Origin of the sequence: Dyella amyloliquefaciens, from assembly GCF_004296575.1 — a bacterium.
GTDB lineage: Bacteria > Pseudomonadota > Gammaproteobacteria > Xanthomonadales > Rhodanobacteraceae > Dyella > Dyella amyloliquefaciens.
On record NZ_SAYT01000010.1, the window covers coordinates 29,311 to 50,114 of the forward strand.

Here is a 20,804-nt window from a genome sequence, read left to right on the forward strand (position 1 = left end):
GTTTCGATGGCACATCAATTTGCAGAGGTGCATACCTATGAATACGACCCATAAATCGGATTCGCAGCAGTCGGATGAACGCAAGCCGCGGCCGCCTCAGAAGGATGATGACAAGCAACACGGCGAGCATCACAAGCACAGTCAGCCGCAGCAGCCGAATCGGCATGGGCAGGACCACGGCGCCGAGCATAAAAAGTAAGGCGTTCCCGATTCAGCCCATTCTACGCAAGGAGGGAGTTCCCTATGCGACCCCTGTTCACCCTATCGTCACTGGCATTGGCGGGTCTCTTGTTGCTTGGCAGCACCATGGATCGCCAGCAGGTGGCCTATGCGCAGCCTCAGGACGCGAGCCATTCGAGTTCAAGTCAACCCACTACGGATACGTGGATAACCACCAAGGTGAAGGCTGAGCTGGCCTCCACTGACGGCGTCAAGAGCGGTGACATTTCCGTCACAACACTGAACGGCCAGGTCACCCTGACGGGCGTGGTCGCGAGCGATGTGGTGGCGAAAAAGGCCGTGGCGGCCGCGCGTAGCGTCAAGGGCGTGACCTCGGTGGATTCCTCCGGCCTGAAGACCGGTAGTTAGTCGACCAACCGTGCGGCAAGCGACGCGCTCACAACCTATTTCCGGAGGTTCAACCATGAACGAAGACAAGATCCAAGGGCAATGGAAACAGCTCAGCGGGAAGATCAAGCAGAAGTGGGGCAAGTTGACGGACGACGACATGAAAGTCGCCGAAGGAAGCACCGAGTATCTTGCCGGCAAACTGCAGGAACGCTACGGCATCGCCAGGGACGAGGCGGACAGGCAGATCAAGGAGTTTGATCAGACCCTGTGAAAGGGCGCCGTGCCGGAGGACGGCAAGATGCCGCCTTCCGGCAGGGCGGGAAGCTCGCGCTAGACCGGAAGCGACTGGCGGCGATGCCATCCTCGAGCGCCATGGACAGACATGATTCGGGCAGTGCGATGGCGTTCGCCATCGAGAACCTGCTCACGAGGTCCCCGCCCAATTCGGTCCCTTCACCGCATCCATCCATCGGAAGAGGAAAATCCCATGCTCCATTGGGCCATCATGTTCTTCATCGTTGCCATCGTCGCCGCGATCTTTGGCTTCACCGGCATTGCGGCAGGTGCTGCGAGCATCGCCAAGATCATCTTCATCGTCTTCATCGTGCTTTTTGTTCTCTCGCTGATCTTTGGCGGCGTCCGCCGCGGTCCACGACTATGAGCGGTCGACATCGTGCTCCGGCGAGCGTCCGTGGGCGCAGGGCCAGTCATGATCGGGACGTGAGCCCGGTTGAGTGCACTGGTCTGCCGGGACGGGAGATGGCGCGGTAACGACCCGTGATATCCAGGGTGCGAGCGTATCCACCATGTCTACCCCGCGGGAGTTCTTGTGAGCGGCGGCATCTGGAGACATCCTGGCGCCTGGGCACCGCTGGTGATGTCGCTGGCTGCGCTGGTCGTCGTGGTCGGCCATCTGGTCTTCGTGGGCACGGCACGCGGGACGGACGAAGGCGCCTCGGCGCATTTGTTTCAGCTGCTCATCGCCGCACAGGTTCCCGTCGTCGGTTTCTTTGCCATCCGATGGCTCAGGCGCATGCCGGGTCATGCGGTGGGGGTGATGGCGCTGCAGGCCGCAGCAGTCGCAGTGGCATGTGCCCCCGTGTGGTACTTCCAGTGGTAGCGGTCCCGGCTAGCGCGGCTGGGTAAGCATTTTTTTCCTGCGCCGCGATCCGTTTCCGGCTCCTGATTCGTCTTTGGTGTGTTCCCTCTGAAAAGGACACACGTCATGTCGAACTCACCGATGGTTCTCATCAACGTCCTGAAAGCCGAGCCCGGCAAGCGGGACGCGCTGGTGGCGCTCCTGGAGCACAATATCGAAACCGTGGTCCGCACGCTGGCGGGCTGGAGGGGAAGTCGACTGATTGCCTCTGCGGACGGCAACAGCGTCGTCATACACTCCGAGTGGGAGAGCGTCGCCGCGGTCGATGCGATGCGGTCCGATCCGCGCATGACCGTCTATTTTCCGGAAATCCTCAAGCTCGCCAGTATCGATTCGACCCTGGGCGTAGAGGTATTCGGCCGTTACCGTTCCGACGTGTCCTTTGGACTGTCCACCGGGGATGTCGCCATGGAGCTCGATGCATGAACGAAGCGCAGTTCGAGGATCGTCTGCAGGAACTCCGGCCACGCTTGCATCGTTACTGCGCGCGCATGATCGGCTCGGCCGTGGACGGCGAGGATGCGGTGCAGGATGCGCTGGTGAAGGCCTTGCGCGCACGGAACGAAGGCATGGGCGTGGACAACCTCGAAGCCTGGTTGCTGCGCATCGCCCACCACACGAGCCTCGACTTTCTGCGCAGCAAATCCCGGCACAAGGTGGTTCCGCTGACGGATGACCTGGAGGAGGCAGCGGAACCCGACAGCCATATCGTCGAAGTGAGCTTTCACCTCTTCCTGCGACTGCCCGAACTGCAGCGTTGCGCGGTGATCCTCAAGGACGTTCTCGGGCATTCGGTGGAGGAGGTCGCGACGATTGCGGACTGCACGCACGCCGCCGCCAAGTCGGCGCTTCAGCGGGGGCGGGTGGCGTTGAGGCAGCTGGCGCAATTGCCCGATGAAACGCGCCTGCCGCTCATGGCCGATGCGGACCGGAAGAAGGTCGCCACGTATGTACGCCTGTTCCAGGAAGGCGATTTCGATGCGATTCGCGCCATGCTCGCCGAAGACGTGAAGCTGGATATGGTCAACCGCCTGAAGCTGGAAGGCCGCGATGGCATCAGTCGCTACTTCACCCGCTATGCCGAGGTGACGACATGGCGATTTGCCCTGGGGGCGGTGGAAGGGCGCCCGGCCATGCTGGTGTACGACGGCACGAATGCCACGCAAAGGCCGACCTATTTCGTGCTGATCGACTGGCGGCAGGAGCAGGTCGCCGCGATACGCGATTTCCTCTTCGCGCCTTATGTGATGGAAGCCGCTGATTGGGTGCAGCTCGCAGGGACGGGGTCTTGAGCCGACCCTTGGCTGTGCTGTCCCGCTTTGAGTGCCTGCGTCGCCGTCGCCGTCGCCGTCGCCGTCGCGGCGTGTGCGTTCACTCAGGTTCTTCGTCGCGCAGCAGGGCCGGGATGGAGCCGGCTTGGTTCGCAGCAGCGACCTGTCCTTCCTGGCCAAGCAGGTGTACGGCCGCGCGCCATGCGTGATGAACCAGCCGGTTGAGGCGGCGTGCCGCGTCGATCCGCGCGAACGCCTCGGTCGCGGTCAATTGTCCGGGCGCCACGGAGGCGAGGAGGGTGGCGCGCTGATCGCGCTGGACCACGTCGATGTCTTTCGCGGCTCGTTCAAGCTCGGCGAGTGTCTTGGCGATCTGTGGCGAAACCGTCCAGCCGATTGGTTGCGCCTGCTGGGTAAGGGCGGACTCGCTGGTGATGGATTCTGCAATCGTGTGCGTCGCCTCCACGGCCTGTTTGCAGAGTGCCGCGACGCGCGGATCGTGGAACGTGCGGGAAGCGGGGCCGGCTGCGACGAGCTTGCCGAGGGCACCTACCAGGCGTGACGCGTTATCGAGTGCGTGCAGCGTGCTCGTCATGCGGAACTGCTCCTCTTCCGTTTCAGGCGGTTCTTGCAGTTCGGAGAGGAACTGGCGCGCTTTCTCGAGCGTCGCCGCGGGCGTGGCGGCGTCCACGGTGGCGTGCCCGGCTTCGGTCGAGAGCGCGGCGGAGATGGACGGTGCCGTGGTCTTGAGGACCTCCGCCACGACGCGTCGGGTGGTCTCGACCGCGATCACCGGATTGACCAGGGCGCTCGGATCGAGTGCGCGCTCCAGTGCCGTTTCCTTCGATGGCAGCATCCGTTCCACGACACGCGTGAACCACTGCGTCGCCGGCAGCAGCACCGAAACGCCGATCACGTTGTAGGCGGTGTGATAGGCGGCGAGCAACGTGGCGCCGTCGACCGATGAAGACCAGCGCCGCATCAGCGGCGCCGTGAGCGGAAAGGCGACGATGGCAATCGTGGCGGCGATGATCTTGAACAGCACGTAGGCCACCGCGAGGCGCTTGGCCGTCGTGCTGGCGCCGATGGCGGCGAGGGCCGAACTGGTGGCTGTGCCGATGTTCTGGCCGATGATCAGGGCCGCGCCCTGTTCAAGGCTCACCGCACCGGCGAGAAAGGCCGACAGCGTGACGGCGGTGGAGGCGGTGGACGACTGCATGACGGCCGTCATCGCGATACCGACGACGATCAGGGTGAGCAGGCCGAGCAAGCCGCGCACAAAGCCGACGTCGGCAGCGCCAAGCACGGCTGGAAGGTCGGACGGATGCAGGCTTTGCGCGAGCCCACCCATGCCCTGCTGGAGCGTGGTGAGGCCGTAGAGCACCAGGGCGAAGCCCGCCAAGGCGCTACCGGCCGCGGCGATCCTGCCGCCACCCAGCAGCTTCGCCAGCGACCCCAGGAAGATCACCGGTAGCGCATAGGTCGACAGTGATACGTTCACGCCGATCAGCGCCACGAGCCAGGCGGTGCCCGTCGTGCCCACGTTCGCGCCGAAGACGAGGCCGAGTCCTTGCGGAAAGGTCAGCAGTCCGGCGCTGACCAGTCCGATGGTGGTCATGGTGACGGCACTGGAGGACTGCACGAGCAGCGTGACGATGGCACCCCAGAACGCACCCGAGAGCGGGGTGGCGGCGGCCTTGCCCAGCACGGTGCGCAGGGCGGAACCCGCCAGCGCCTTCAAACCGTCGGTCATGACCGCCATGCCGAGCAGGAACAACCCGACGCCACCCAGCACGACAATGATTGTCTGCATGCGTGCTTCGCCCCTCTACGGTTCGGCCTTGAGTTCCTTGCGCGCCGCTGCAAGGTCCTTCTTCTGCTCTGGCGTGACTTTGGGATAGGCCAGGTCCAGGTTCTCGACGGCCTCGACGATCGCGGCGGCGACAACGAGCCGGGTGAACCATTTGTGGTCGGCGGGCACGACGTACCAGGGCGCTGCCTTGGAGGCCGTCGCGCGGATCGTCGCTTCATAAGCCTGCATGTATTCGTCCCAATACTGGCGCTCGCGAACATCGGACGCGGAAAACTTCCAGTGCTTGTCGGGATTGTCGAGACGCTTCATGAAGCGCTTCTTCTGTTCCTCGAGCGAAAGGTTCAGATAGAACTTGAGGATGATGGTGCCCTGGCGGGTGAGGTAGTCCTCGAACTGGGCGATGTCGGCGAGGCGTTCGTCCCAGATGTCGTCGGTGACCAGCGGCGGCGGGATCTTTTGCGCCTCCAGCAGTTGCCGATGCACGCGAACCACCAGTACCTCTTCGTAGTACGAGCGGTTGAAGATGCCGATGTGCCCGCGCTTGGGTGCCTTGGCGAGATAGCGCCAGAGAAAGTCGTGGGAGAGTTCCTCGGTCGACGGTTCCTTGAACGACGCAACATCGCAACCCTGCGGATTGACGCGCGACATCACGTGCTTGATGGTGCTGTCCTTGCCTGCGGCGTCCATCGCCTGGAACACCAGCAGCACGGACCACGAATCCTGCGCGTAGAGGATGTCCTGCTCCATCGCCAGCCATTCGGAGCCACGCTCGAGCAGCTGCACGGCTTCGTCCTTGTCCATCTTGAGTCCGCGGGTGTCGCCGGGATCAAAGTCCTTCAGGCGGAAATCCTTGCCATCGGTCACGCGGAACGGTTCGATATAACTGCTCAGGGCGTCCAGTATGTCTTTGCGCGGCATGGGCGCTTCCTCTGCTGAGCTCGCCACGAGTGATGCGACAGGTGCATGCGGCGGCTCGATATAGGCCTTCGCATCGCCCCGCGAAACTGGGCTCGTGCGCGTGTACTTCATGTGAAGCGAAAGCCGGACGGAAGCTTCGTGGAAGAGGTTTGCAGCGCCTCACGCGATTCCGTCGTTGCCGTCGGGAAAGCGGCATATCGATGGATCGAATTGGCGTAGGTTGTTCTGGCTGCGGGGCAGTCCGCAGCCTATGATTTGCCGCAGCGAGTTTCGAACGGGAGTGATCGAGACATGGCATCCAGCAGGCCAATCGCGCAGGGCGAACATGCGTCGGTCACCGCGCCAGGGTGGTTGCGCTGGCTTCCGGGCGTGCAGATGCTCAGGCAGTACCAGGCAGCCTGGCTGCCCAAGGATGTGGCTGCCGGCCTGGTGTTGACCACCATGCTGGTGCCGGTCGGCATCGCCTACGCCGAGGCCTCGGGTGTGCCCGGTGTCTACGGCCTGTACGCCACCATCATTCCACTGCTGGCTTATGCCGTTCTCGGGCCGAGCCGGATCCTTGTGCTTGGCCCGGACTCTGCCCTGGCGGCGCCGATTCTCGCCGTCGTGGTTTCCATTTCGGCGGGCGATCCATCGCGTGCCATCGCCGTCGCCGGCATGATGGCCGTGGTCTCCGGGCTGTTCTGCATCGTGCTGGGTCTGTTGCGCCTTGGCTTCATTACCGAGCTGCTTTCCAAGCCGATTCGCTATGGCTACATGAATGGCATTGCATTGACGGTGCTGGTCAGCCAGCTGCCCAAGCTGTTTGCCATTTCCGTGGAGGACCAGGGCCCGTTGCGTGAGATGGCGAGTCTGGGCACGGCGATCGCCGCCGGGCAGGCCAACTGGTACAGCTTTGCCGTGGGGGCGGGGAGCCTGGTGTTGATCCTGTTCCTCAAGCGCTTCGACAAGGTGCCCGGCATTCTGGTCGCCGTGGTTGTCGCCACGCTTTGCGTGAGCTTGTTCAAGCTGGATGGCATGGGCGTGAAGGTGCTGGGCAAGATTCCGCAGGGGCTGCCCACGTTCGCGATGCCGTGGGCCAGCAACGCGGATCTGGTGGAGATCCTGCTCGGTGGCTGTGCCGTCGCGTTGATTTCGTTCGCCGACACAAGCGTGCTCTCGCGTACCTTTGCGGCGCGCTACAAGATGCGCGTCGACCCCAACCAGGAGATGGTGGGCCTCGGTGTCGCAAATCTGGCGGCGGGGTTCTTCCAGGGGTTTCCGATCAGCAGCAGTTCGTCGCGCACGCCGGTCGCCGAGGCCGCCGGCGCCAGGACGCAGGTGACTGGAATCGTCGGCGCCGTGGCCGTGGCCATCGTGCTCGTGGCTGCACCGAACCTGATGCGTCACCTGCCCAACAGTGCGCTCGCAGCGGTGGTCATCGCCGCGGCCCTCGGGTTGTTCGAGTTTGCCGACCTCAAGCGCATCTATCGCATCCAGCAATGGGAGTTCTGGCTCTCGATGGCCTGCTTTGTAGGCGTTGCGGTGTTCGGGGCGATTCCGGGCATCTGCATTGCCGTGGTGATTGCCGTCCTCGAATTCCTGTGGGATGGCTGGCGACCGCATTACGCCGTGCTCGGCCGCGTGGAGAATCTGCGTGGCTACCACGACATCAAGCGCTATCCGCAGGCGTCGCGCATTCCGGGACTGGTGCTGTTTCGCTGGGATGCGCCGCTGTTCTTCGCCAATGCCGAACTGTTCCAGGAGCGCTTGCTGGAAGCGATCGATGCATCGCCGACACCGGTGAAGCGCGTCGTGGTCGCCGCCGAACCGGTCACCAGCGTCGACGTCACCTCGGCCGACATGCTGCGTGAACTGTGCCGGATCCTGGCCGAACGTGGCATCGAGCTGCACTTCGCGGAAATGAAGGATCCCGTGCGCGACAAGCTCAAGCGGTTCGAACTCGCGGATGTGATGACACGTGAAGAATTCCATCCCACCGTGGGCAGCGCAGTCGACGACTATCTGCAGCAGAAGTCCTGACGGCGCACCATGACGGACGCCTCGCGCATGTCGCGCTTAGGGAGGGACGGCTGGCGGCGCGCGGGACTCGGGGGCGAGGTACGCAGTTCCAGCCGCCCCTCCACATACAAGCAGGAGTCGCGGTTAGCCGACCGGATCGCTGTGGTTTACGGTCCGCAGCGATCCAGGTGCAAAGTTAATCAGCAAGCCCGTTGCGCGCTGCACGTATCCGGCAGACATGTAACTGCTGATGCCTGGCGGCGCGCTTAGCCGACCACGGTGATCAGGGCCGCAAGCCAGATTGCAGCGGTACCGATGGCAAAGGCGCGGCGGGCGGCCACGATACGCTCCTCGCTTTCGTGCTCGACGGGCGTGGTGACGATCCACGGTGTCGAGGCCAGCACGGCGAATCCGATGAAGGCGAGGGCCACGGCCACCACATCGGTCCAGTGCCAGGCTGAGGCCTCATGCACACCCCAATAGCCAAGAAATGCCATGCCCAGCGCGCACATGGTGGCGGAGGCGGCGCAAAGACCAACCACGGAACCTGTGGGGGCACGCATGTCACCTACCTCCATGACGGCTGCAAGTCGCGAAAGCCTAGCTCAGCGGGATGCGTGGCGAGGTGATGGTGGCGTGCCGGTGCCTGTACCAGGGGCTCGCAGCCGCACGGCCACGCCGTTCAAGCCTTGCGGCTTGCCGGTGACGAAGTGCTCGCCCGCTCCTCACCATCGCGCTTCACGAAATCGACGAAGGCACGCAGCGGAGCCGGCAGGTGCTGGCGGCCCGGGTAGTAGAGGAACGGTCCCGAGAAGTCCTGCCACCAGGGTTCGAGGATGGGTACGAGTGCGCCGCTGTCCAAGTGGGGACGGAGCATGTCCTCGTAGAGATGAATGATGCCAAGGCCCGCCACGGCAGCGTCGACCGCCATGTCGATCACCGCGCCGGGCCGCACCACCAGTGGTCCGGAGGGATCGACCTTCACCACTTCACCTTCGCGTTCGAAATCCCAGGTGGGCATGGAGCCACTGGCGAAGCGGCCGCGCAGGCAGGCGTGCCCGAGGAGCTCGCGCGGGTGTTCGGGGCGGCCGTGGGCATCGAGATAAGCGGGCGCGGCGGCCGTGGCGAAGCGTTGCACGCGTGGGCCGATGGGCGTCGCGATCATGTTCGGTTCCAGCCGCTCGTCATAGCGGATGCCCGCATCGCAGCCTACGCTCGGAAGATCCACGAAGCTGTCTTCGACGGTGAGCTCCACGCGGATGTCCGGATACGCCTGCAGGAACCGTGTGATGAGCGATGGCAGCACGATGCGCGCGACGCCGGCCGGCACGTTGAGCCGCAAGGTGCCGGCGGGGCGATCGCGAAAATGGTTGAGCACGTCCAGCGCCGCTTCCATGTCCGCAAGGGCTGGCGTCAGCCGTTCGAGCAAGCGCTCGCCGGCCTCCGTCGGTGCGACGCTGCGTGTCGTGCGGTTGAGCAAGCGCACGCCGAGCCGGCTTTCCAGTCGGCGTACGGCGGTGCTGAGGCCCGACGCCGAGATCCCGCTGGTGCGCGCGGCGTCCCGAAAGCCGCCCGCTCGCGCCACCGAAACGAATGCAGCCAGGTCATTCATCTCCAGGGTCATTGTTTACCTTTTCGCACAGCCCGTGCGGAGCCGGTGGGATTATCGAACAGGCCGATCTTCCCCATAGTGAATCCATCACTGCAAGGAGTACCCCCATGACCCGTTCCTCGCTCTCCTATCCCTTTGCCGGCCGCCACGTGAATCGCATGGGCTACGGCGCCATGCAGCTGGCCGGGCCCGGTGTATTCGGCCCTCCGAAAGATCGTGCGACGGCCATCGCGGTGCTCCGCGAGGCCGTGGCTTCCGGCGTCAACCATATCGACACCAGCGACTTCTACGGCCCGCATGTCACCAACCAGATCATTCGCGAGGCGCTGCACCCGTACCCGGACGACCTGCTCATCGTCACCAAGGTCGGTGCCATCCGCGGCGACGATGGCTCGTGGCTGTCCGCGCAGGCGCCGGAAGATCTGCGCCGCGCCGTGCACGACAACCTGCGCCATCTCGGTCGCGACGTGCTCGACGTGGTGAATCTGCGCGTGATGGGGCAGATCCATGAACCGGGTGAGGGTTCCATCGCGCGACAGGTCGAAACGCTCGCCGAGCTGCAGCAAAAGGGCCTGGTTCGCCATGTGGGCCTGAGCAATGTCACGTCGGCGCAGGTGGCCGAGGCGCAAGGCATTGCCACGATCGTGTGCGTGCAGAACCAATACAACCTCGTGCAGCGCGCGGACGATGCGCTGGTCGACGAACTGGCGGCCAAGGGCATGGCTTATGTGCCATTCTTTCCGCTGGGCGGCTTCACGCCGATCCAGTCGTCCGGGCTTTCCGCGATAGCGCATCGCCTGGATGCCACGCCGATGCAGGTGGCGCTGGCCTGGCTGCTGCACCGCTCACCCAACATTCTGCTGATTCCCGGCACGTCGTCGCTGGGACATCTTCGGGAGAACCTGAAGGCCGCCGAGATCGAGTTGTCGGCGGAGGTGCTGGCGGAGCTGGACAAGGTCGGCGGCGCAGGCTGATGGCCCGCGTGCGCTCCGATCAGGACGACGCGCCCATCTCGATACGGTCGCGGCCAGAATTCTTGGCGCGATAGAGCAGGGCATCGGCGTCGCGGAACAGGGCCTCCAGCGACGGAGTGTCACCTTTTCGCGCGACGGTGACCCCGAAGCTCACCGTCATGGAAAACATCCGGCCGTCGATCGCTGCGATGTTTTCCTGGTGGAGTTGGTCCAGCACGCGCTGGGCCGGCGCCTGTGATTGGTCCGGGTGTTTCGTGGTGGTGAGAACGGCAAACTCCTCACCGCCGATGCGACCGAGGATGTCATCGGCGCGCCAAGCCTCCCGGCAGAGTTCCGCGAGTCGCTTGAGCGCACGATCTCCCGTCTCGTGGCCATAGGTATCGTTGATGCGCTTGAAGTGATCGATGTCGAACGACGTGAGCACGACATAGGAGTCTGTGTTGCGTCGATCGGCCAGCAAGCGCTCGGCGCGTGTCTCGAACGCACGGCGGTTCAGCAGGCCGGTCAGCGGATCCGTATCGGCGAGTTCGCGCAGTTCGGTCAAAAGAAGATCACGTTCGACTTCGAGTTGAAGGCGAAGCCTGCTGTTCTCCTTCAGCGCATCGATGGCGTCGAACAGATCGTGGATCTCGCCCTCATAGGCAGGGCGCGCGACCGTGGTTGAAAGATCGCCGGTTGCAATCGCCAGGATGGAGCGGCGCGCTTCGACGAAGGGACGCACGATCTGCTTGTGGAATTGCCTCGTCATCACGCCGATGAAGACGGTCAACAGGAGGATGGACACGGCGATCGACACAAGTAGCGCCCTCTGTTTGACCAGGTCCTCCCGAAGCCTTGCTTCCGTAAGCCGCAATGCGATGTCGCGTATGTTGACGATGGGCTGCATCAGAGGAAAGTAACGATCGAGAAATGCGGTCGCGCTTGGTTTCGAGGCACCACCGGCTGTCAGTTCAGCGCGCACCTGGGCGACATAGTTGATGTCTTCGCCGATATAGCGGTCCCGGACGGGGGCTAGTAGATCGCTGGGCAGGTCCGGCAGTCGCACCACCGCCGATCTCACCAAGGTATACAGCTGGTTGATCTTGCCGATGGTTTGCTCGATACGCGTATTTTCTTCTGGTGTAAGGGTGTGCTCTGTGGCCAGGGCCCGGGCGATCTGAGATGCAAGCAGCCCACCGCTATCCCGTAGAAGAGCAGCAAAGCCAGCGGTGTAAAGGTATCTGACGGCCTCGGGGTCGCGCCGTATGACGCCGGGTGCGTTGGTCGCTGCAATGGACGTGACCAGCGGACCCACCGCGGCGAGACGATCGAAGGTCGCGCTGACCTGCGCACTGCTGCGCTCGGAGGGCGCTTTGCTCAATAGGGCATTGGCGGACTGGCGCGCTTCCTGCAGTGCGGATTCAACATGATTGACGTCAGTAGCCATGCCCTCGCATGAATCGCAGGATGCATGGCCGAATCGTGCGCGCAGTCGCTCGAGGTTGGCGTCCACCTTGCCGCGCACACCGCCCAGCCTGGCCTGTCTTTGCAGGAAGGTGGGGGAGGGGTCATCAAACGCGCGGAACGTAGCCCCACGTTCCTCTGACAGGTCCACCATGATGTCCAGCGTCATGCGGAAGGTGGTGAGGTCCTGCAAGGCATCCCGCGCCGCCGCATAAGCCATCCACTGGTTGGCCAGCGCCCAGACCACCAGGGGCAGCGTCAGCACATAGATCGTGACGACAATCGACTGGAAGCGTTGGGTGATCGACGAGTATGGCGGCGCGCTGTTCGGCATGACGCATCAGCCCGGATCGCACGGGGTCGTGTCGGCGGATGGCAGCACAAACGCTTCCATTCCGCCTCCGAAAAACTACGTAGCGGTTGCTGCGCCCTGCGATGTCCGCGGGGGTCAGTCTTCGAGCGTGAAGCCGATCTTCAGGGTGACTTGCCAATAGGCGACCTTGCCATCGTCCACGTGGCCGCGGATCTCGGTGACTCGGAACCAGCGGATGTCGCGGATCGTCTTGGAGGCCTTGGCAATGGCGAGCTTGATGGCGTCATCGCTGCTCTTCTTCGAAGAGCCGGTCAGTTCCAGCGACTTGTAGACGTGATCGGACATGGGCGAGACCTCCGGAATGGATGCTTCTTGGGAGCGCATGGCATGGACAGTCACTGGCCAGTCCATACCCCGGCTCGCCAAAAGGGTGTGAAGGGCAGCTCATCGTCCGCGATGCAGAATTCCACTTGAGGCCGACCAGATTCCCCGGGAACCGTGCGATGCGTTGCCCCCGCCGCATGGTTCGCTCTGGCACGGGGGCGTCGTCTACTTCACTTCCTCGATATCGTCCGGCTTCCAGGTCTTGTCGAAGAACGGCTGCAACGGCCCGTAGAACCGCAGAAGGGTGAACCATCCCTTGCCCGGCACGGTCTGGACCCAGTTCTTCTCCTTGCCGGCGGGTGCCTTGGGACCGAAGTAAAGATCGTAGGAACCGTCGGCGTTCTTCATTGGTCCGGCGTACTGGCTTACCGATGGGAATTTCTGTCCGTTGCGCAGCAACGATCGGCTGACCGCGTCGTACACCACCACCGACCAGAACGCCTTCACGGGAATGTCCGGCGGCAGGTGCAGGTGATAGTCCTTGCCGCCGTCGAGATGGTTGCCCTGCTTGTCCCGCATGGCCCAGATGTACTGCGAACCCACGCCAACAGCCTTGGATGCCATGGCCGGCGACATGCCGATGGCCGAATAGGCAAAGGCGGCCCGACGATCCGCGTTGACGTAACCCTGCGCGTCCCAGGTCGCGCTGCCGCCGATGAAGGTCCACTCCCAGGTACGGTCGGGGTAAACGAGGCGTTCGGGATCCTGCGAGTCGAAGCCGTTCACGCGTGCATACGCGCCGCCGAGCCTGGCTGCTTCAGTGAGCAGCTTGCGCTGCGCATCGTCCGGCTGGAATGGCTTGCCACTCTCGATGCCGATGGTGGCCATGGCGAAACGGTCGGAGGTGGTGAAGATGTCGGCAGGTTCGTCCTGCACGATGCGGCCGAGATCTTCGAAGTAGGCGAACGTATCCGGAAAGACGGTATCGACTTCCTTGCCCGATCCGTTGATGAAAACCTGCTCGGGCGGGTGTCCTGCATCGCCGAGCGCGTAGATACGGGTCTTCTTCATCAGCGCCACTGGCACGTCGGTCTTTCCGTCGACGAGGAAGCCGCGTACGCCAAACACCGCGCGATAGCTGGGCGAATGACCGACGATGTAGCCGTTCGGGATGCTGCCCTTGTAGCCCGGCGGAACCAGCAGCAGCTTGCCGCCCTGGCCCTTGTCTGCACCCGGCGGGCCGATGCCGAGAATTTCCGCCTGGCGAATGTCGCTGACGCCGCCCAGCATCTTCGGGGGCACCTCGATCACCACGGGCCCCTTGCGCAGGTCAATGGCGGCGAGCCCGTAGACGGTTTCCGTGTTGCCGGTGAGCAACAAGGTCTTCGCGTCCATCAGGTTTTCCCAGATGATCATCTGGTTCGGCTGCTGGTTACCCGCCTCGGCGGTGCCTTTCCATACCGCGTACCACGACACCGTGGGCATTTGCGCCATGTACACGTCGATGGCGCGGGCCAGCTCTATGGATTCGCGCAAGCGGGTGGCGGTCTCGGCGGTGGGATAACCGCCCTTGAACTCCAGCGCACCGTAGCGGGACTGGATGTGGTCGTTGTCCAGCCAGCCATGCGTGTCGCCGGATTGTGCGAAGGCCTGGCTGGTGGCGAGCAACAGGGCCGAAGCGAGCAGGGTGCGATGCAGGATCATGGGAGCGTCCTTTCGGCGGAGTCGGGGAATCACCTGACAGGCTGGATGTCTTCCAGCGACCAGCTCTTGTCGAACCAGGGCTGCAGCGGGCCGTACAGGCGGAAGATCAGGAACCAGCTCTTGTTCGGCACCGTCTGGATCCAGTTGGCAGCGTCCTTCGGACGCTTCGGTGCGAAGTAGATGTCCGCCGAGCCGTCGGCGTTGGGCTTGAGGCCGCGCGCGCTGGAAAGGCTGGGGAACTGCTGGTCGGTCTGCAGCATGGAGCGCGTCTGCGGGTCGTAGACCACCACCGACCAGAAATCCTTCACCGGCACCTTGGCGGCGACGTGCAGGCGATACACCTTCGATCCGTCGAACGGATCGCCATGCACATCGAGATTGGCGGCGGCGTACTGGGAGCCGATGCCCGGCATCGCTACGGCCATCGCCGGGGTGTCGATGGTGGCGGCGTAGAAGAACATCGTGCGTGCATCGAAGTTGCGTGCGCCGTCGTTGAGCCATTCGTAGCTGCCGCCGATGAAGGGCGTGTTCCAGTGGCGGTCCGGATAGATCAGCGCCCGCGCGTCCCGATTGCGGAAGTCGATCGCGCGTGCAGTGGCGTTGCCGATGGCGGCACCGTCGGTGAGGATCTTCTTCATGCGCGTATCGGGCGCGAACGGCTTGCCCTTGACCATGCCGATGGAGGCGAACAGGCCGGTCATGTCCGGTCCGTACACGCCGGCGGGTTCTTCCTGCACGATCTGGTTGATCTCGTCGTAGAACTCGATGTTGTTGGCATGCACCGTGTTCATCACCTTGCCGGAGAGGTTGATGAAGCGCATCTTCGGCGGGCTGGATGCCTGTGCCAGCGGATAGATGCGCAGTCCCTGCTTGAGGCTCGCTACGCCGGGCTTGGTGTCGCCGTTTTTCATGAAGGCGCGGCCGAACACCAGGTTGCCGAAGGTAGGCGGCTTGACCACGAAGTAGCCCGAGGGGATTTCGCCGGTGTAGCCGGGCGGCACGAACAGGTATTTGCCGCCCTTGCCCTTGTCGGGGCCGGCGTTGCCCATGTCGGTGACGTAGCGGAACCAGAAATCGTCGACCACGCCGAGGATGTCCGGCGGCGTTTCCACCACCACCGGACCGTTCTTCAGGTCCATCCAGTTCCAGAAGTAGATGGTTTCGCTGTTGGGCGTCAGATAGATCGATTTCGAATCCATCAGCGTCTCGTAGACGCCGACGGTGCTGTCCACCGCGCCCGCCTTGCGCAAACCGGCGCGAATCGCGGCCATCGACGCGCCGGGGATGCCATTGAGGAAGGCTTCGGTGGCGCGGATGGTATCGAGGTTGTCGTAGACCTTCTGTGCGGTTTCCGGCGTGGGTATGCCGTCGGTGAAGCGCAGCGTGCCGAGGCTCGATTCCACCTGCGCAGGCGTGGTGATCTGCGGCGGGATCGGGGTGGTCATCTTCAGGTGCGGAGGCTGGGCGTCCTGCGCGAAGGCGCTGCCAGCGAGGAGCAGGGGAAGCATCGCGGCCGCGCCGAACGCCGACCTGACCGACATCCGTATCGTCTTCATCGCTCATACCTCGTGGGCCTGGCTATGAAGATCGAGCTTCCACGAAAGGTCGCGATGCGGACAATCGTGAAACTACTGCGCCGGCATCCGTAGAACTACTGAGTGCGGTGTCAGGCTGCAAGCGAAGGCGGATAACCGCATGGATTCGTCGACGCCTGCGTGGTCGGGGAGATAGCCGGCGCGCAGCCAGGACGAAAAAGGGTCGATGCCCTTGGAGCATCGACCCCTCTTTGCGCCGGGTGTGGAGTCAGCGTTTGCTGGCGGCCGGTGCCTTGGCCATCTGCGCGCAGGCATCGCCATAGCTCTGCAGGCGATTGCGCACCGAATCGAGGTAGATGGTGAAGCCGTAGCGCACGGCGCCGCCGCGATCGGCCAGCCATGCTCCCATGGAGCGGGCGGAGAGAAACTGCGTCAATTGCGAGAGCGGAACCGGGCGCGTGATCACCACCGATTCGCTGGTGACGGTGAAGCCGTCGCGGTTGTCCGGCAGGGTCGGCTGGTTGTCGACCTCGAAGTAGGAGCGCGTAGCCCGCGACACCAGCTTCCGGGCGCGTTCGGCGCCGACCATGTAGTACGCGGTGAGCGTGAGTCCGTCGGGCTTGCACAGCAGGGTGATGCGGTACTGGCCGTCGCGCGCGCTCTGGCCCAGTGTCAGCAACGGGTCGTTGCCCATCATGTGGTAGGTGACGGTGGGCGCCAGGCGGCCGTTGTTGGCGAGACCCGAATTGATCATTTCGTCGCCGCTCAGCACGTTGGGATCTGCCTGGATCTTCCGGCTGTACTGCGCTTCGGCCGTGAGGTTCAGTTCCTTCAGGTAGGCGTCGACATGGTCCGCCGGCTGGGGCGCATTGCCTTGCTGCGTGCGCAGGGGCAAAGCACCGAAGCGATCGTTGCCTGTGGCTGACCAGCGATAGAGGCCGCCCATGTAGGCGAGCGTGCAGGCATCCGTGCATACCGCCACCTTGGAAACGGGCGCCGAGCGCGAAGGACGGCGCGGCACGCCCAGATGCGTGGTGACTGCCTGGGTACGGAACAGTCGGCCCAGCGCTATCGCGGCCTGCTCGTCGCCGCCCGGCGAATTCAGATAGACGTCCGAGCCCGAAGGCACCTTGCCCGAACGCACGAGTGCCTCGAAACGATCCGCGGCACCCGCGTCGATATTGCCGTACAGATAGATCTGCGGAACCTTGGCGACCGCCAGGGTGAGCTTGTCGGCGTTGACCTGGATGGCCAGCTGGTTCGGCATGTCCGCGCGGCTGTCCGGCGTGGCGGCGTGGGCCATGCCAGCGGCGGCGGACACGATGCCGATGCCGGCCAGCATCAGCACGGCTCGCACGCCATGAACGCGCCGCCGTTGAACGTATCCCGCTGCTACATCAATGACCTGCACGTGACTGACTCTGGCATGGTGGCCGCACAGTCTGCCTTGGCGGACATGTTCTTGGAGTTAAATCCGTTATCCAGGCGTCCGCCGGGCGGACGTCCGTGGATTTGTCCGCGGACGCAGGCAGGTTCTTGCGGTCGCTATGCAAACCCATGAGTTGCAACGATTTCGACGCGTGGCTAGGGCTGGCACGGTGCTTGCCGTAGGTATCGGCAACAGCGCATGCCGGTCCGGCACGCGCCCGCCAGAACAACCAGACAGGAGTCCCACCGCATGTCCCGCAAGTCCTTCGTCGTTTCGCTGCTGTTGACCGCCGCCGTTGCCGCATCGCATGCGTTCGCTCCCGCCGCCATGGCGGACGAGGCCACGGCGCAGCCCAAGGACAAGTCGATGATGTCGCGCGAGCAGGTCACGCGCATCCTCGACAGCAGTCGCATGATCATTCCTTCGCAGGGCGTGGACGAGAAGGTCAGGCTGCACATCAACGGCATCGACCAGTGGGTATCGATCCGCGGCAAGGATCGCCGCAACCCGGTGCTGCTGTTCCTGCATGGCGGCCCGGCCGCGCCGGCGATGCCCGAGAGCTACACCTTCCAGACGCCGTGGGAGGACTACTTCACCGTGGTGCAGTGGGACCAGCGCGGCGCCGGCAAGACCTATCGCGCCAACACCGAAGAGGCGATGGCACCGGGCATGTCGGTGAAGGGCATGACCGATGACGCCGAGCAGGTGGTGAGCTACCTGCGCGAGCATTTCGGCAAGCAGAAGATCTTCCTGATGGGCCACTCGTGGGGCACCATCCTTGGCGTGGAGCTGGCCCAGCGTCATCCGGAGTGGTTCTACGCGTACATCTCGACGGGTCAGGTGGTAAGCGGCCGCCGCAACGAAGAGGTGGGCTTCAACTACGCCCTGGGCAAGGCGAAGGAAGAGGGCAACCAGGCCGCCATCCGCGAGATGGAAGCGATGGCGCCGTACCCGGGCAATGGTCCGCTGACGCTCGATCGCGTGGGCACGCGCAGCAAGTGGGAGATGTATTACGGCGGCCTCGCCTGGGGTCGCAAGGATTACCAGTTCGACGTCGATGCCGAAGAACTGTCGCCCGACTACAGCCGCGAAGACCTGGCAGCGATCGACAAGGGCAGCCTGTTCTCGCTGAAGTACCTGCTGCCGGAGTTGCTGGCGACCGACTTCAGCCACGTGACCCACTTCGACTGCCCCGTGATCGTCTACGTGGGTGCGCACGACTACACCACGCCGCATGAGCTGGCCGAGCAGTGGTTCGCGAACATCCACGCACCATCGAAGAAGCTGGTGTCGTTCGCCGATTCGGCGCACATGATGATGCAGGAACAGCCCGGCCGCTTCCTGGCGCACCTGGTCAGCGATGCCTTGCCGCTGGCGCAGAAGGTGGGCGATGCGGCGCCGGCCGAGGTGACCAGCGACCACTGAGCGGCAACGCGACCTGCCATGCAGGAACGTGCATGAATAAGGCCGGGTCGTGTCGGGTGTGATCCGGCGCGGCCCGGCCTTTCAGGTACTCAGCGACATATGCACCAGCGCATCGCGCAAGGGTTGGCTGGGCACGATGATGAAGCCGCGGAACAGCGTGTCGAAGTCCACGATCACGTAGACCACCGAGGCGAGCAGGATGGACCCCAGGCCGATGGTGACGACCGCCAGCGCGTTGTGCGGCGCGATCAGGCCGAAGCTGAGGAAGATCACGAACAGCCAGAACGCCAGGGTCAGGAAGAACGGCAGGGAAATGGAACTGTGCGCCTCTTCGATCAGCTTCCAATGGGCGCTCATCGCGCGGGCGAACTGTTCAAGGCCTTCGCTGCGCAAGGCCTGGTGATAGGGATCGGTTACCGGCAGGCGGCGAACCTCCTTGCCTGCCTCGTTCAGCATTTCATCGAGACGGATGTCGTCGATATCGTCCGCGGCATCCTTGGGCGAAAGATCCCGGGGGTAGTAGTCGCCCGGAGGGCGTGGCTCATGCGGCCAGGTGCTGGCGATCATCGCGGCCGTATAGGAGCGCAACAGCACGCGCGCCCGATCGCCCTCGCTGCCGTAGGTGCGTAGCGTGGTGTCCAGCTGGATCAGGTCCGAAGCGAAGACGTGGAAGTCGTCCGTCACGGTGTCGAAGCTGGTCTTGGCGGATGCCGTCAGCAGGCTGAGCATCAGGGCGGCGAAGGTCACCAGCATGCCGTTGACGAGCTGAACCAGCTGAACGGTCTCCTGCGCCTTGTGCTCCTCGGGCAGCAGGCGGCGAATGCCCAGACCGATGAGCGCGGCGATGACCAGCCCCGTGAAGGCTCCCATGGCGGCGGTTGCTGGAAACAGCATCTCGGATACCCGACATGACACATCGATAGCCGGAGCATCTTGGCGTCGCCTCGTGAAGGCGGCGCCAAGGCTTGCCAAGCATCGACCCTGCCAACGGGTGCCCTGAAGCCGGCCGCGCCGCCGCGCCTTCGCAATCCGTTGAGACCTTGTCGCCTAGGATGCGGGCGGCCCGGCCCATGGGACGCCCGCCGGGAAGATGGGGACCAAGCTCTATACCGCGGTCCAGGCCGGACCGTCATGACGGCGACTCACGCATGAGGCATGCGAAGGGGTGTCGAGATGAGCGCTACCGATAGCGGCAAGGTGCCAAGTGTGCTGATCGTCGACGACACGCCGGACAACCGGCTGCTGCTGTCCGAGCTGTTGAAGCCGCTGTACTTGATCCAGCAGGCTGCCGATGGTGCCGCGGCGCTCGCCATCGCCCAGGGTAATGAGCGACCCGACATCATCCTGCTCGACGTGATGATGCCCGGCATGTCCGGCTTCGATGTCTGCCGCAAGCTCAAGGCCATGGAGGAGACGCGGGACATTCCCGTGATCTTCCTCACCACGCTCGACGCCACCGAGGATGAAACGCTGGGCCTGGCGCTGGGGGCGGTCGACTACATCACCAAACCGGTCAACCCATCCGTCGTGCAGGCCCGCGTGGCTACCCATCTGCGCCTGAAGGCGGCCGCGGAGTTCCTGCGCGACAAGAACGCCTATCTCGAACAGGAGGTGGTGCGCCGGACGGTGCAGACCCGGACTGCCCAGGAAGTGACCATTCTTGCGTTGACCTCGCTGGCCGAAGCGCGGGACAACGAAACCGGCAATCACATCCGACGCACCCAGCATTACGTGAAGGCCCTGGCCGATCACCTCAAGGAGCATCCGCGTTTCGCCCCGGAACTCGACGAGGCGACGCGCAAGCTGCTGTTCCAGTCCGCGCCGCTGCACGACATCGGCAAGATCGGTATTCCCGACTACATCCTGCTCAAGCCGGGACGGCTGACGCCGGAGGAATACGAGGTCATGAAGACCCACACCACGATAGGGCGCGACGCCCTGCAGAAGGCCGAGGACCAGTTGGGAGTGAACCTGCCGTTCCTTCGGTTCGCCAAGGAAATGGCCCTTGGTCATCAGGAGCGATGGGACGGATCGGGCTACCCGCAGGGACGCGCTGGCGACGACATCCCCTTGTCCGCACGGCTGATGGCCGTGGCCGATGTCTACGATGCGCTGATCAGCCCCCGGGTCTACAAGAAGGGGAAGCCGCACGAGGAAGCGGCGGCCTTCATCGCAGCGGGGCGTGGCACCGAGTTCGACCCGGACATCGTCGACGCCTTCCTCGACATACAGGGTGAGTTCCAGGCCATCGCCCGGCGCTTTCACGACGCCCCTGCGTCGGGAGATCTGCATGGCGGTGGCGTCGTCTGACGC

The 20,804-nt window shown here is 64.0% G+C and carries 21 protein-coding genes; 11 read left to right on the plus strand and 10 right to left on the minus strand.

What is annotated here, in order from left to right:
- Nucleotides 1-37 precede the first annotated feature (37 nt).
- The 7 genes from EPB08_RS21115 (at nt 38) to EPB08_RS20120 (ending at nt 3,021) form a co-directional block, all read left to right on the plus strand.
- The gene (locus tag EPB08_RS21115) at nt 38-199 is read left to right on the plus strand and encodes a hypothetical protein (protein WP_165418558.1); all 162 of its coding nucleotides are present in this window, start codon (nt 38-40) and stop codon (nt 197-199) included.
- A gap of 44 nt (nt 200-243) precedes the next feature.
- Nucleotides 244-588, plus strand: coding sequence for a BON domain-containing protein (locus EPB08_RS20095; protein WP_130620913.1), 345 nt, complete (start codon nt 244-246; stop codon nt 586-588).
- A gap of 55 nt (nt 589-643) precedes the next feature.
- On the plus strand, nt 644-841 hold the full coding sequence (locus tag EPB08_RS20100; RefSeq protein WP_130620914.1) for a CsbD family protein: 198 nt from the start codon (nt 644-646) through the stop codon (nt 839-841).
- A 216-nt stretch (nt 842-1,057) separates the two neighbouring features.
- Nucleotides 1,058-1,231, plus strand: a complete 174-nt coding sequence (locus tag EPB08_RS20105; protein ID WP_130620915.1) for a DUF1328 domain-containing protein — start codon at nt 1,058-1,060, stop codon at nt 1,229-1,231.
- A 168-nt stretch (nt 1,232-1,399) separates the two neighbouring features.
- Nucleotides 1,400-1,690: a hypothetical protein gene (locus EPB08_RS20110; protein WP_229238437.1), complete on the plus strand. Its 291-nt coding sequence runs from the start codon at nt 1,400-1,402 to the stop codon at nt 1,688-1,690.
- 105 nt (nt 1,691-1,795) lie between these two features.
- The gene (locus EPB08_RS20115) at nt 1,796-2,155 is read left to right on the plus strand and encodes a putative quinol monooxygenase (protein WP_130620916.1); all 360 of its coding nucleotides are present in this window, start codon (nt 1,796-1,798) and stop codon (nt 2,153-2,155) included.
- Nucleotides 2,152-3,021 (plus strand): sigma-70 family RNA polymerase sigma factor, encoded by an 870-nt coding sequence (locus tag EPB08_RS20120; protein ID WP_130620917.1) that lies wholly within the window; start codon nt 2,152-2,154, stop codon nt 3,019-3,021. Before EPB08_RS20115 ends, EPB08_RS20120 begins: the two co-directional genes overlap by 4 nt.
- Before the next feature lie 79 nt (nt 3,022-3,100).
- Here EPB08_RS20120 and EPB08_RS20125 read toward each other — a convergent pair whose 3' ends face one another.
- Both EPB08_RS20125 and EPB08_RS20130 read right to left on the minus strand, forming a co-directional pair.
- Complete coding sequence (locus EPB08_RS20125; protein WP_130620918.1) at nt 3,101-4,813, minus strand: Na/Pi cotransporter family protein; 1,713 nt, start codon at nt 4,811-4,813, stop codon at nt 3,101-3,103.
- Nucleotides 4,814-4,828: 15 nt separating this feature from the next.
- Nucleotides 4,829-5,731, minus strand: a complete 903-nt coding sequence (locus EPB08_RS20130) for a polyphosphate kinase 2 family protein (RefSeq protein WP_130620919.1) — start codon at nt 5,729-5,731, stop codon at nt 4,829-4,831.
- 291 nt (nt 5,732-6,022) lie between these two features.
- Here EPB08_RS20130 and EPB08_RS20135 point away from each other — a divergent pair, with 291 nt between their 5' ends.
- Nucleotides 6,023-7,753 (plus strand): SulP family inorganic anion transporter, encoded by a 1,731-nt coding sequence (locus EPB08_RS20135; RefSeq protein WP_130620920.1) that lies wholly within the window; start codon nt 6,023-6,025, stop codon nt 7,751-7,753.
- Between the two features lie 245 nt (nt 7,754-7,998).
- On the opposite strand, the gene EPB08_RS20140 is transcribed toward EPB08_RS20135, so the two are convergent.
- Nucleotides 7,999-8,295, minus strand: coding sequence for a hypothetical protein (locus EPB08_RS20140; protein WP_130620921.1), 297 nt, complete (start codon nt 8,293-8,295; stop codon nt 7,999-8,001).
- Nucleotides 8,296-8,414: 119 nt separating this feature from the next.
- Complete coding sequence (locus tag EPB08_RS20145) at nt 8,415-9,335, minus strand: LysR family transcriptional regulator (protein WP_205746430.1); 921 nt, start codon at nt 9,333-9,335, stop codon at nt 8,415-8,417.
- 116 nt (nt 9,336-9,451) lie between these two features.
- Here EPB08_RS20145 and EPB08_RS20150 point away from each other — a divergent pair, with 116 nt between their 5' ends.
- Nucleotides 9,452-10,318 (plus strand): aldo/keto reductase family oxidoreductase, encoded by an 867-nt coding sequence (locus EPB08_RS20150; protein WP_130620922.1) that lies wholly within the window; start codon nt 9,452-9,454, stop codon nt 10,316-10,318.
- 19 nt (nt 10,319-10,337) lie between these two features.
- Here EPB08_RS20150 and EPB08_RS20155 read toward each other — a convergent pair whose 3' ends face one another.
- From EPB08_RS20155 to EPB08_RS20175, 5 genes are all read right to left on the minus strand, one after another.
- Nucleotides 10,338-12,095 (minus strand): GGDEF domain-containing protein, encoded by a 1,758-nt coding sequence (locus EPB08_RS20155; protein ID WP_130620923.1) that lies wholly within the window; start codon nt 12,093-12,095, stop codon nt 10,338-10,340.
- 114 nt (nt 12,096-12,209) lie between these two features.
- Nucleotides 12,210-12,419 (minus strand): dodecin, encoded by a 210-nt coding sequence (locus EPB08_RS20160; protein WP_130620924.1) that lies wholly within the window; start codon nt 12,417-12,419, stop codon nt 12,210-12,212.
- 204 nt (nt 12,420-12,623) lie between these two features.
- Nucleotides 12,624-14,102 (minus strand): DUF1254 domain-containing protein, encoded by a 1,479-nt coding sequence (locus EPB08_RS20165; protein ID WP_130620925.1) that lies wholly within the window; start codon nt 14,100-14,102, stop codon nt 12,624-12,626.
- 29 nt (nt 14,103-14,131) lie between these two features.
- On the minus strand, nt 14,132-15,658 hold the full coding sequence (locus EPB08_RS20170; RefSeq protein ID WP_130620926.1) for a DUF1254 domain-containing protein: 1,527 nt from the start codon (nt 15,656-15,658) through the stop codon (nt 14,132-14,134).
- Nucleotides 15,659-15,905: 247 nt separating this feature from the next.
- On the minus strand, nt 15,906-16,994 hold the full coding sequence (locus tag EPB08_RS20175) for a hypothetical protein (protein ID WP_130620927.1): 1,089 nt from the start codon (nt 16,992-16,994) through the stop codon (nt 15,906-15,908).
- Nucleotides 16,995-17,315: 321 nt separating this feature from the next.
- On the opposite strand from EPB08_RS20175, the gene EPB08_RS20180 reads away from it, so the two are divergent.
- Entirely contained in the window at nt 17,316-18,491 is a 1,176-nt protein-coding gene (locus EPB08_RS20180; RefSeq protein WP_229238438.1) for an alpha/beta fold hydrolase, read from the plus strand.
- Nucleotides 18,492-18,572: 81 nt separating this feature from the next.
- On the opposite strand, the gene EPB08_RS20185 is transcribed toward EPB08_RS20180, so the two are convergent.
- Nucleotides 18,573-19,385 carry a bestrophin-like domain gene (locus tag EPB08_RS20185; RefSeq protein WP_130620928.1) on the minus strand — a complete coding sequence of 271 codons (813 nt, stop codon included), beginning with the start codon at nt 19,383-19,385 and terminating at the stop codon, nt 18,573-18,575.
- A gap of 279 nt (nt 19,386-19,664) precedes the next feature.
- On the opposite strand from EPB08_RS20185, the gene EPB08_RS20190 reads away from it, so the two are divergent.
- Complete coding sequence (locus EPB08_RS20190) at nt 19,665-20,801, plus strand: response regulator (RefSeq protein ID WP_130620929.1); 1,137 nt, start codon at nt 19,665-19,667, stop codon at nt 20,799-20,801.
- Nucleotides 20,802-20,804 lie beyond the last annotated feature (3 nt).

Coding starts and splice junctions, on each gene's coding strand:
- EPB08_RS20105 (WP_130620915.1), top strand. CDS start 1,058: ATGCTCCATTGGGCCATCATGTTCTTCATCGTTGCCATCGTCGCCGCG.
- EPB08_RS20170 (WP_130620926.1), bottom strand. CDS start 15,658: ATGAAGACGATACGGATGTCGGTCAGGTCGGCGTTCGGCGCGGCCGCG.
- EPB08_RS20135 (WP_130620920.1), top strand. CDS start 6,023: ATGGCATCCAGCAGGCCAATCGCGCAGGGCGAACATGCGTCGGTCACC.
- EPB08_RS20150 (WP_130620922.1), top strand. CDS start 9,452: ATGACCCGTTCCTCGCTCTCCTATCCCTTTGCCGGCCGCCACGTGAAT.
- EPB08_RS20190 (WP_130620929.1), top strand. CDS start 19,665: ATGAGCGCTACCGATAGCGGCAAGGTGCCAAGTGTGCTGATCGTCGAC.
- EPB08_RS20185 (WP_130620928.1), bottom strand. CDS start 19,385: ATGCTGTTTCCAGCAACCGCCGCCATGGGAGCCTTCACGGGGCTGGTC.
- EPB08_RS20155 (WP_130620923.1), bottom strand. CDS start 12,095: ATGCCGAACAGCGCGCCGCCATACTCGTCGATCACCCAACGCTTCCAG.
- EPB08_RS20100 (WP_130620914.1), top strand. CDS start 644: ATGAACGAAGACAAGATCCAAGGGCAATGGAAACAGCTCAGCGGGAAG.
- EPB08_RS20140 (WP_130620921.1), bottom strand. CDS start 8,295: ATGCGTGCCCCCACAGGTTCCGTGGTTGGTCTTTGCGCCGCCTCCGCC.
- EPB08_RS20180 (WP_229238438.1), top strand. CDS start 17,316: ATGTCCCGCAAGTCCTTCGTCGTTTCGCTGCTGTTGACCGCCGCCGTT.
- EPB08_RS21115 (WP_165418558.1), top strand. CDS start 38: ATGAATACGACCCATAAATCGGATTCGCAGCAGTCGGATGAACGCAAG.
- EPB08_RS20095 (WP_130620913.1), top strand. CDS start 244: ATGCGACCCCTGTTCACCCTATCGTCACTGGCATTGGCGGGTCTCTTG.
- EPB08_RS20130 (WP_130620919.1), bottom strand. CDS start 5,731: ATGCCGCGCAAAGACATACTGGACGCCCTGAGCAGTTATATCGAACCG.
- EPB08_RS20160 (WP_130620924.1), bottom strand. CDS start 12,419: ATGTCCGATCACGTCTACAAGTCGCTGGAACTGACCGGCTCTTCGAAG.
- EPB08_RS20120 (WP_130620917.1), top strand. CDS start 2,152: ATGAACGAAGCGCAGTTCGAGGATCGTCTGCAGGAACTCCGGCCACGC.
- EPB08_RS20115 (WP_130620916.1), top strand. CDS start 1,796: ATGTCGAACTCACCGATGGTTCTCATCAACGTCCTGAAAGCCGAGCCC.
- EPB08_RS20125 (WP_130620918.1), bottom strand. CDS start 4,813: ATGCAGACAATCATTGTCGTGCTGGGTGGCGTCGGGTTGTTCCTGCTC.
- EPB08_RS20165 (WP_130620925.1), bottom strand. CDS start 14,102: ATGATCCTGCATCGCACCCTGCTCGCTTCGGCCCTGTTGCTCGCCACC.